This window comes from Mycobacterium sp. TH-M11, from assembly GCF_057473725.1.
This window is the reverse complement of sequence record NZ_JBYCLD010000379.1, coordinates 1-11,474: the sequence shown is the minus strand read 5'-3', so window position 1 is coordinate 11,474 and position 11,474 is coordinate 1. Positions and strand designations below refer to the sequence as shown.

The following is an 11,474-nucleotide window of genomic DNA, read 5'->3' as shown; positions in this document are numbered from 1 at the left end:
TCGCCGAACATTCCGTGGGCTTCGCTGCCGGTCCGGGTGGTGGACAAGGCGATTCCCTGGCAGACCGGCGGCCGACCCCGTCGCGCCGGAACAAGCTCCTTCGGATTCTCCGGCACCAATGCGCACGTCCTCATCGAGGAAGCCCCGTCCCAACCGGCAGGCGATCCCGAGCCGGCAGCAGCGGAATTCGTTGGCGTGCTGCCGCTCTCGGCACGATCACCGCAGGCGCTGACGGCGTTGGCGCAGCGATACGGGGACTGGCTGGACGCGCACCCGCAGGCCGACCTCGCCGATGTGTGCTTCACCGCCGGAGTGGGACGGTCGCATTTCGAGCACCGGGCCGCGCTCGTGGTGGATTCGGTTCAGGGCGGCCGCGAGTTGCTGGCCGGGTTGGCCGAGGATCGGTTGGGGCCGGGCGCGCTGCGCGGCGTGTGCGGCGACCGGCCGAAGACAGCGTGGCTGTTCACCGGTCAGGGCAGTCAATACCCGGGCATGGCACGCGAGTTGTTCGACACCGAACCGGTGTTCGCCGACGTCGTGCGGCGATGCGCGGAGGCCGTCGAGGGACTGCTGCCGCGTCCACTGCTGGACGTGCTGTTCGACACCGACGCCGACGCCGACGAGGCTGACACCGCCGAGGACGGCGGGAAAACACTGCGGCACACCTCTTTTGCGCAACCGGCGCTGTACGCCGTCGAGATGGGCCTGGCCCGGTTGTGGCAGTCCTGGGGCATCGAGCCCGATGTGGTGCTCGGGCACAGCGTGGGCCAGTACGCCGCGGCGTGCGTGGCGGGCGTGTTCAGCCTCGAGGACGGGGCACGACTGATGGCCGAACGCGGTCGGCTGTTCGGCAATCTGCCCGAGGGCGGGCGGATGGTGGCGGTCTTCGCCGACGCCGAACGGGTAGAGCACGTCGCCGCCGAATTCCCCCACATTTCCGTCGCCGCCTACAACGGCGCCAACACCGTGCTCTCGGGCCCGGTCGCGGATCTGGAACAGATTGTGGCCAGGCTGACCGACGAAGAAGTCCGCTGCACCTGGCTGGACACCAGTCACGCCTTCCACTCCGAGCTACTGGACCCAGCACTCGACGAATTCGAGTCCTATGCACAGGGATTCGAATTCGCGGTGCCTACCCTGCCCCTGGTCTGCAACCGCACCGGCGAGGTCATCACCGCGGAAACCCCGCTGGACGGCGGCTACTGGCGGCGGCATTCCCGGCAGCCGGTGCAGTTCACCCAGAGCGTGCACACCGTGGCGCAGCTCGGCTGTTCGGTGCTGATGGAGATCGGTCCGCAACCGATTCTGACCGTCGCCGCGCTGGCGGCCTGGCCGGAATCGTCGCCCGCTCCGCAGCCGATCGTGTCGCTGCGCAAGAACACCGACGCCCATCGTCAGATGACAGAAGCGCTGGCCGCGGCCTACGTCGCCGGGCACCGGCCCGATTTCGCGGCGCTGCACCAGCGGCCGCGTCACACGTTCGGATTGCCCACTTATCCGTTCCAACGGCGTCGCTTCTGGCCCAAGACAGCCGACATCCGCAGCGATGGTGCTGTCGGGTCGGGAATCCTGGGCAGCGCCAAGGATCTCGCCTCCGGCGACGCCGTCTACACCAGCCGGTGGTCCGTCAAAACGCAGCCGTGGCTGGCCCATCACGTCATTTACGGCACGGTGGTCGTTCCGGGCGCAACCTACGCGACGATGGCCATTGCCGCGGTCGGAACCCCGGCGCAGATCCGCGACGTCTTCTTCTACGAGCCGATCATCCTGGGCGAGAAGACCTCCCGGGAGGTGCAGCTGACCGTTCACCCGGTCGAAGACGGCGGCGGCTGGACCTTCCAGGTGCACAGCCGCCCGTACGGTGATCGCGAATCCGAGTGGTCGTTGAACGCCGACGGCCGGATCGTCGCCGATACCGACGACGCACCGCCGCCGACCGAATCCATCGATGCCGCCTGCGAACGGTTGGGCCGCACCCGGCCGCAGCAGCTGTTCGACACCTTCGCCGACATGGAGCTGACGTGGGGCCCGACCTGGTCCACCTCGCTCAAATCGCTGTGGGCCGGCGACGGTGAAGCGGTCGGCGATATCGCCATCGGCGACGAACTCGCCGAACAGCTGGGCAGCGAGCCGATCCATCCGGTGCTGCTCGACCTGTGCACCGGAATCGCTTTCCCCGCCTTCCCGGCGGAGCTCGCGGCCGCCGAAGACGGCGCCGTCGCCGATCTCTACCTGCCGCTTCGCTATGGACGAGTGGTGCTGCGTGAGCGGCTGCCCAAGCGGTTCTACTGCCGCGCGCGCTGGCAGAGCGGCGGCATCGACAGCGAAACCCAGGTCTTCGACCTCGATTTCGTGGATCGGGACGGCCGCCAGCTCGGCGAAATCCGCGAGTTCACCGTCAAACGGGCGCCCCGCGAGGCGTTGTTGCGCGGACTCGGCGGCGACGGCACCCGGCACCTGTACACCCTTGGCTGGCAGGAGATATCGCCGCCGGCAGCGGGCACCGCGGGCGGCGACGGCACCTGGCTGATCGCCGGATTCGACGAGTTGGCCGCCGCCCTTCCCGATTGCGTCTCGTTGGACCACAACACCGATCCGGACTCGTGGAGTCGGCTGTTCACCCGGGCGGCCGAGCGCGGCGCCCCGGTCTCGGGCATCGTCTGGCGCAGCAACCGGCGTCCCGGCGCGCCAGAGCCGAGTGCCGAATTCGCCGCGCGGCTGGAGAACGAGATCGATCAACTGCTCACCGTCGTCCGGACGTTGCAGGCCCAGCCGGACCTGAAACTGACCGGCGGGCTGTGGATCGTCACCGAACGGGCCGTGGCGACCGAGGCCGGCGAACCGGTCGACCCGGTGCAGTCGGCGCTGTGGGGTTTTGGCCGCACCGTCATCAGCGAGCAACCGGCCCTGAATTGCCGGCTGGTCGACTGCGACGGGTCCGACGACGCCGGCCACGCACTGGCTGCGCTGCTCGGCGCGACCGGCTCACCCGTCGAGGAACCTGAGCTCGCGCTGCGTCAGGGAAAGTACTTGGTGCCGCGACTGCTGCCGTGGTCGCGCGACGGCCATCTGCCGATACCGCGTGCCGGCGATTACCTGCTGGAGCCGACCGAACGCGGCGCCATCGACAACCTTCGGCTGGTCGAGGCACACGTGCCGCCACCCAGCGCGGGGCAGGTGCAGATCAGGGTCGAGGCCGCGGGCCTCAACTTCCGGGATGTGCTCAACGTGCTCGGCCTGTATCCGGGCGATCCCGGACGGGTCGGGGGCGGCGACCTCGCCGGCGTCGTCACGGCGTTGGGCGACGGCGTCACCGAATTCGAGGTCGGCGAGCGTGTCTTCGGCTTCATGCCGGGCGGTTTCGCCAGCCGGGTCAATGTGCCGGCCCAGTTCCTGGCGCCGGTGCCGGGCGGCGTGAGCACGGTAGCCGCGGCCACCATCCCCGCGGGAGCGTTGACGACCCGGCTTGCGTTCGACTGGGCGAAGGTGGGGCCCGGCGACCGGGTGCTGATTCACGCCGCCAGCGGCGGTGTCGGTTTGGCGGCGATCCAGATAGCCCGGCAGCGCGGTGCGACCGTCTTCGCGACCGCCAGCACCTACAAGCGGGCGGCGCTGCGCGAGTTGGGTGTGGAACACGTCTACGACTCGCGCAGCACCGATTTCGCCGACCAGATCCTGGCCGACACCGGCGGTGCGGGCGTCGACGTGGTGCTCAACAGCCTCACCAACGAGGGGTTCATCGAAGCGACCGTGCGGGCCACCGCGCCGGGCGGCCGGTTCGCCGAGATCGCCAAGCGGGACATCTGGACGCGCGAGCAGATGGCGGCGGCCCGTCCCGATATCGACTACGAGATCATCGCCCTGGACTACTGCATCGAGCACGAGCCCGAGCGGACCGGTAACTTGCTGGCCGAATTGGCGGACAGCATGGTGGGCGGCGAGCTTGCGCCCATTGCCGCCGAGGTCTACCCGATCACCGAGGCGAAGACCGCGTTCCGTCGCATGCAACAGGCACGGCACATCGGCAAGATCGTGTTGCAGATGCCCAAACCGCTACAGCCGCGCGGTGATCGGAGCTATCTGATCACCGGCGGCGTCGGCGCACTCGGTCTGCACACCGCAGCGCACCTGGCCCAGCTCGGCGCCGGCGACATCGTGCTGACCAGTCGACGGATGCCGGACGCCGATGCGCAGCGCACCATTGCCGACATGGCCGAGCGGTACCGCTGCCGCATCCACACCTTCACCGCCGACATCGGCGATGCGGCGCAGGCCGCAGCGCTGATCGAGCGGATCCGGGCCGAACTGCCGCCGCTGGCGGGCGTGGCACACCTGGCGGGCGTGCTCGACGACGCGCTGCTCACCCAGCAGAGCCTGGAGCGGTTCCAGACGGTATTGGCGCCCAAAGCGTTCGGCGCCTACCACCTGGATCGGCTGACGCGAGACGACGACCTCGAGTTCTTCATGGTGTACTCGTCGGCGTCCAGCGTGATCGGTTCACCCGGACAGGCCAACTACGCGACGGCCAATGCGCTGCTCGACGGGCTCGTTGCCGACCGCAGGGCGCGGGGTTTGCCCGCGACCAGCATCAACTGGGGCCCCTGGGCGAAGGGCGGCATGGCCGCCTCACATGCCGCGCGGGTCAATCTCAGTGCGCAAGGGCTGATTCCACTGGAGCCCTCGGTCGCGCTGGACGGCCTCAGCGAGATCATCGCCCACGGAACCGCGCAGGCCACCGTCCTGAAAGCCAACTGGCAGCGCGCAGCGAAGGGGCTCGGCGGCATTCGCCCCGCGATCCTGGACCACGTGCTCCCGAGTGCCGTCGCGGCGGCGACCGGCGACAGCGAGTTGCTCCGGCGGCTGCACGAGGTGCCCGAGACCGAGCGCGGCAGCTTCCTCACCGAGTACCTCCGGCGCGAAGTGCAGAACTTCCTGAGGCTCGCGCAACCGCCCGCCGCAACCAGTCGGTTCCTGGAACTGGGCACGGATTCGCTGATGGCAGTCGAGTTCAGTAACAGGTTGCTCCCCCAATTCGGCGGTGCGTTCACGATCACCGCGACCGCGGTGTTCGACTATCCGACCATCGGGTCGCTGGCCGAATACCTGGCCGGTCAGGTGCCTGAGTCGGTCGGGGTCGAACCCGTCGCCGCGGCCGGAACTGCCGGGTAAGGCGACCCTATGGATCAACAGACTAGGCCTTCGATGCACGATGACTCCCGGGGTGCGATGTCGGCGTACCTGGCTGATGACCTACTGTCGACAACCGCCGACGGGTGGCACAGCTTTTACGATCTGCTGAGCCGCCGCCTCGAAGACATCGGCGTGGCTGACTCGTCGTTTTTCCTCAATTACGGCTATGTGCCAACGGATTCCGACAACGAATCGGCGTTCGCCGTGCGCGACGGCACCTTCAACGCCAATTCGGTCCGGCTGGTGTTCGAGGTGATCGGCTCGATCGACCTGAACGACCGCACCGTCGTCGAAATCGGCTGTGGGCGCGGCGGCAACTCCCGGCTCGTCGCGGAAAAGTTCAACGCTGCGGTCATCGGCATTGACATGTCCGCGGAAGCGATCGGGTTCTGCCGAAAGACGCACCTCTCCGATTCGACGGACTTCCGGGTGGGCGACGCCTTGAACATCCCGCTGGCCGACGAATCGTGCGACGCCGTCCTCAATGTCGAGTCGTCGCATTCGTACGGGAACCTGCCCACGTTCCTGAGCCAAGTCCGCCGGATCTGCCGGCCGGGAGCATGGTTTTTGCATACCGACTTCCTGAGCCCGGACGACTGGGACTACGTCCGGGCACGGCTGAAGAAGTTGGGGTTTGTCACCGTCGACGACCGCGACATCACCGCGAACGTACTGGCCTCGCGCGATCTGGCGAGCAGCAACTGGGAGCAGGTGTACGGCGACGGAAATGCCCGGGTGGCCAACTTTCTGGCGCTTCCGGGGTCCGCGATCTACGAGCAGATGCGGGCCGGCGTGTTGGAGTACCGCATCTTGCGGTCCCAACTGCGCCCTGCAGCTCCCCATCATGTCCACTTTTAAAGATTTTTCATCCGATCGCTTAGACAACCCGTCGGGCCTTTTAGTATCGTCTAGAACTTGTTACACCCATGTCGAGTAGACCGTCTGGAGACGCGTGAGCATCAATCCGTTCGACGACGCCGACGGCAGCTTTTTTGTGTTGGTCAACGACGAGGAGCAACACAGCCTGTGGCCGACTTTCGCGGATGTTCCGGCCGGTTGGCAGGTGGTGTACGGCGAGGGGGACCGCGCGGCGTGTCTGGACTACATCGAAGAGCACTGGCCTGACATTCGGCCGAAGAGTCTGCGCGAGAGGTTGGCGACGGGCAAGGGGGTCTCGATGGGTAATCCGGATGGATCATGATGACCGCTCACTCCCGCTGACGCGGGGACAACTAGACATTTGGCTCGCCCAGGAAACCGGTCGCTCCGGTACGGAATGGCAACTCGGCGTGCTTGTGCGATTCGACGGCACCGTGCGGCGCGATCTGCTGGACCGGGCGATCCGCCGAGTGATGCAGGAAGCCGAACCGGCCCGGGCCGCCATCGTCGAGGGCGATGGCCAGGTTCGACAGCGGGTGCTCGACCCGGATATCGAGATCGCCTTCTACGACCTCAGCGAATCGAAACAGCCGGTCTCCGAAGCGCGTCGGATAGCCGCGTCGATCCAGGGCACCCCCATGCCGGCGACCGGGCCGCTGTTCAGATTTGCGCTCTTCCAAACGTGGGCCGATGAGTTCCACTTGTTCGGGTGCTTCCACCACATCGTCATCGACGGGTCCGGCATCACGCTGCTGGCCCATCGGATCGCCACTGTCTACGCGGCGATGGCGTCCAATGCGCCCCTTCCACCGACCTTCTTCGGCTCGTTGCAGGACCTGGTTCGCTGCGAGGCGGAGTACGAAGCATCCACGGATTATCAGGACGATCAGGCCTACTGGACCGAGAACCTGCCACCGGAAAGCGAACCGAATTACCCGCCGGCGAGTACCGCGGGCGCGGGTGATCTGCGGTTGCCCGGTGCGCCGGTTCGGCTGGACCCCGCCGTGCTCCGCCAGATTCAGCAGTTGTCGCAGAAGTGGAACATGCCTCGATCGTCGGTCATCACCGCGGCGTGTGCCCTCTTGGTGCGAGGGCGGTGCGCCGCGGGCCCCGAGGTGGTGCTCGACTTCCCGGTCAGCCGTCGGGTACGTCCGGAATCGAAATTGCTGCCCGGGATGGTTTCCGGGGCGGTGCCGCTGGTCTTGCGGGTTCCGCCGGGCGCCACCGTCGCCGGTTTCTGCGAACACGTCGACACCCGGATACGGGAAGCGCTGCAGCATCAGCGTTTTCCGGTGCACGCCCTGGAACGCAAGGGCCGGCCCTACGGCTCGGAGCACCGCGCCAACCGGGTGAGCGTCAACTTCATGCCGTCGAAGATCACCATGGACTTCGCCGGCGTCGAGGCATCCGCGTCGTTCACCAATCCGGGACAGGTAGGCGACTTCGGGTTGATCTTCTCCGGCGCCGGCGACCAGCTTTTCCTCAGCACGGCAGGTGCCGGTGGGCCGTTGTCGAATGACGACACCGTCGATATCGCGCGACGGCTGGGCCGGCTGTTGGTGGCGATGGCGGCCGATCCGGACCGACTGCTCTCCTCGATGGACCTGCTCGACGACGACGAGCAGGCCCGGCTGGATGGCTGGGGCAACCGGGCCGTGTTGACTGAGCCGGCACCGGCACCGGCGTCGATTCCGGCGATGTTCGCCGCGCAAGCCGCCCGCGCCCCCGAGGCGGTCGCGATCAGCGACGTGCCACGGTCGTGGACCTATCGCCAGGTCGAGCAGGCCGCCGACCGATTGGCGCATCGGTTGGACCGCGCGGGCGTCGGACCCGGGCAGCGGGTCGCACTGCTGTTGTCCCGCTCGGCGGAGGCAGTCGTGGCGATGCTGGCGGTGCTGAAAACGGGCGCGGCGTACGTGCCGATCGACCCGTCGGTGCCGGCCACCCGGATTGCGTTCGTGCTCAGCGATGCGGCGCCGATCGCCGCGATCACCGCCGCCGAGCACCGGCCGCAGTTGGCCGGCCATGACCTGGTGATCATCGATGTCGACGATCCCGCTCTTGCCGGCGAGCCGGTGACCGCGCTACCGGGGCCGGCGCCCGACGAAATCGCCTACCTCATCTACACCTCGGGCACTACCGGGACGCCGAAGGGTGTGGCTGTTGCCCACCGTAACGTGACGCGGCTGCTGGAAACCCTCGATAGCGATCTGGAGTTGGCCGGACAGGTGTGGTCGCAGTGCCATTCGCTGGCCTTCGACTTTTCGGTGTGGGAGATCTGGGGTGCGCTGCTCTACGGCGGCCGCGTAGTGGTGGTCCCCGACGCGGTAGTCCGCTCACCGGAAGATCTGCACGCTCTGTTGGTGACCGAACAGGTCACGGTGCTGAGCCAGACCCCGTCGGCGTTTTATGCGCTGCAAACCGCCGACACGCTGCAGCCGGAGCTGGGCGGCGCGCTGAAGCTACAAGCCGTGGTGTTCGGCGGCGAAGCGCTGGAACCGCACCGGCTGGCTCCGTGGCTGCAAGCCCACCCGGGATTCCCGCGCCTGATCAACATGTACGGCATCACCGAGACGACGGTGCACGCGTCGTTCCGGGAGATTTTCCAGAGCGATATCGACAGCACCACCAGCCCGATCGGGGTGCCGTTGGCCCATCTCGGCTTCTTCGTGCTCGACACCTGGCTTCGGCCGGTGCCGGCCGGGGTGGTCGGGGAGTTGTATGTGGCCGGAGCCGGGCTGGCCTACGGCTACGTGGGCCGGGGCGGGTTGTCGGCGTCGCGGTTTGTGGCGTGTCCGCTAGGGGAGCCCGGCGCCCGGATGTATCGCACCGGCGATTTGGCGTGGTGGGGCACGGATGGGCAGCTGCGCTATATGGGCCGCGCCGACCAGCAGGTCAAGATCCGCGGACACCGCATCGAACTCGGTGAAGTCCAGGCGGCGCTGAGCGCACTGGCCGGGGTCGAGCAGGCGGTGGTGATCGCCCGCGAAGACCGTCCCGGCGACAAGCGGCTGGTCGGGTATGTCACCGGGACCGCGGATCCGGCCACCGCGCGGGCCGCGCTGGCCGAGCAGCTCCCGGCCTACCTGGTCCCAGCCGCGGTGGTGGCGATCGATGCGCTGCCGTTGACGGTCAACGGCAAACTCGACACCCGCGCCCTGCCCGCACCGGAATATCAGCACGCGGAGCAGTACCGCGCCCCGACCCATGCCGTGGAGGAGATCCTGGTCGGCATCTACGCCCAGGTGCTGGGACTGGAGCAGGTCGGGGTCGACGAATCGTTCTTCGAGCTGGGCGGCGACAGTATCTTGGCGATGCAGGTGGTGGCCCGGGCGCGGGCCGCAGGCCTGGTCTGCCGGCCACGCGATGTCTTCGTCGAGCAGACGGTGGCCAGACTGGCCGGCGTGGCCCGCGGGGTGGCCGGCCCGGCCGATGAGGGCATCGGAACAGTGGTTGCCACCCCGATCATGCGCTGGCTGCACGACATCGACGGCCCGGTCGAGCACTTCAACCAGACGGCGGTGGTGCAGGCCCCGGCCGGCGTCAACGAGTCCGACGTGCTGGTGTTGTTGCAGACCTTGCTGGATCGGCACGCCATGCTGCGGCTACGCGTCGAAGACGACGGTGCCGGAGGCTGGTCGCTGCAGGTGCCCGACGCCGGTTCGGTGGATGCGCGGGACTGCCTGCAGGTCGTCGAGGTGTTGACCGATGAGGCGGTGATCGAGGCTCGTTCGCGGTTGAGCCCGGCGGCCGGGGTGATGCTGAGCGCGCTGTGGGTGGTCTCCACGGGTCGGCTGGTGTCGATGGTGCACCATTTGGCCGTCGACGGGGTGTCGTGGCGAATCCTGTTGGAGGACCTCAACATCGCCTGGTCCCAGCGCCGCAGCGGGCATCCGATCGAGCTGCCGGCGCCTGGGACGTCGTTCGCCCGGTGGTCGGAGCTACTGCTCGAGCATGCCCGCCGTCCAGAAGTCGTGGAGCACGCGTTCGTGTGGCGGCGGATCGCGGCGATCCCGGCCGCGCTGCCCGCGGCGCGCCCCGACGTCGACACCTACGTCAGCGCGGGAAACGTGGCGGTGTCATTGGATACCGAGACCACCAGCATGCTGCTGGCGGAGGTGCCGACCGCGTTTCATGCCGGGATCAACGATATTTTGTTGATCGCCTTCGCCTTGGCATGCGCGGAGTTCCTGGGTACCGGCGGCACACCGATCGGCATCGACGTGGAGGGCCACGGCCGCGACGACGAGCTGAGCCCCGACGTCGACCTGTCGCGCACGGTGGGATGGTTCACCGCCAAATATCCGGTCGCGCTGGCTGTCGGCGGGCTGTCCTGGGCGCAGGTGGTGGCCGGCGAACCGGAGCTGGGGACGCTGGTCAAGGACGCCAAAGAGCAGCTCCGGACGCTGCCGGAGCCGTTGAGCTACGGCGTGTTGCGCTATCTGAATCCTGATCTGGACCCCTTCGGGCCCGACCCTACGATCGGCTTCAACTACCTCGGGCGGGCAGGCACGGCCACCGACGAATCCGGCGACGGGTGGGGGATCTGCCACGACGGCCTGGCTCGTCTGCGCGTCAGCTCGCGGTTGCCGATGCCGTTGGCACACACCCTGGAACTCAACGCCGGCACCGTCGACACCGATGCCGGCCCGTATCTGCACGCGACATGGACATGGGCGACCTCGGTGCTCGACGAAACGCAGGTCCGCCGGCTGAGCGGCTTGTGGTTCGAGGCCCTGGCCGGGATTTGTGCGCACGTCCGCCACGGCGGGGGCGGGTTGACTCCCTCGGATATTGCGCTTACTCCGTTGAGCCAGCAGCAGATTGACGAGCTCGAGCGGTTGTATGCGGATCGCTGATGTTCTGCCGCTGACTCCATTGCAGCAAGGGCTGTTGTTTCACGCCAATGCGACGCGGGGCAGTGCCGACGACGTGTACGCGGTGCAACTCGATATCGGGCTGTCCGGTCCTGTCGATGTGCACCGGTTGCGGGACGCATTGCATGCGGTGGCGCATCGGCATCCGCACGTGGCGGCCCGGTTCTCCGAGCAGTTCGACGAGCCGGTGCAGATCGTCCCCGCCGATCCGTGGGTGCCGTGGCGCTATGTCGACATCGATCTCGACGTCGACGGCGCCGAGGGCAGCGTGGCCGAGCAGATCGAGCGGGTCTGCGCCGCCGAGCGGGCGGCGGTGTGCGACCTGGGCGACCAGCCGGTATTTCGAGCGGCGTTGATCCGCCTCGCTGAGGATTCCCATCGGTTTGTGCTGACCAATCACCACATCGTGATGGATGGCTGGTCGCTGCCGATCCTGGTGCGCGAATTGTTCGCCAGCTACGACGGGCAACGACTGCCGACACCGGGGTCTTATCGCCGGTTCGTGTCCTGGCTGGCCGGCCGCGACCA

3 protein-coding genes and 1 pseudogene are annotated in these 11,474 nt (G+C 67.8%); all 4 read left to right on the top strand.

The window, feature by feature from the left end; translation table 11 throughout:
• Positions 1-5,169 (top strand): SDR family NAD(P)-dependent oxidoreductase (locus AC2VOG_RS15100; protein ID WP_486940693.1); only part of this gene is annotated, 5,169 nt, incomplete at its 5' end.
• A 33-nt stretch (positions 5,170-5,202) separates the two neighbouring features.
• Positions 5,203-6,048 (top strand): class I SAM-dependent methyltransferase, encoded by an 846-nt coding sequence (locus AC2VOG_RS15095; protein WP_486940692.1) that lies wholly within the window; start codon positions 5,203-5,205, stop codon positions 6,046-6,048.
• A 94-nt stretch (positions 6,049-6,142) separates the two neighbouring features.
• Positions 6,143-6,391, top strand: coding sequence for an MbtH family protein (locus tag AC2VOG_RS15090; RefSeq protein ID WP_486940691.1), 249 nt, complete (start codon positions 6,143-6,145; stop codon positions 6,389-6,391).
• Positions 6,381-11,474, top strand: a pseudogene (locus tag AC2VOG_RS15085) (amino acid adenylation domain-containing protein); the annotation flags it as partial. The gene AC2VOG_RS15090 and the pseudogene AC2VOG_RS15085, both read left to right, overlap by 11 nt.

Bases quoted from the DNA above. Each gene is read 5' to 3' on its own strand.
- AC2VOG_RS15095 (WP_486940692.1), top strand. From the start codon at position 5,203: ATGCACGATGACTCCCGGGGTGCGATGTCGGCGTACCTGGCTGATGAC.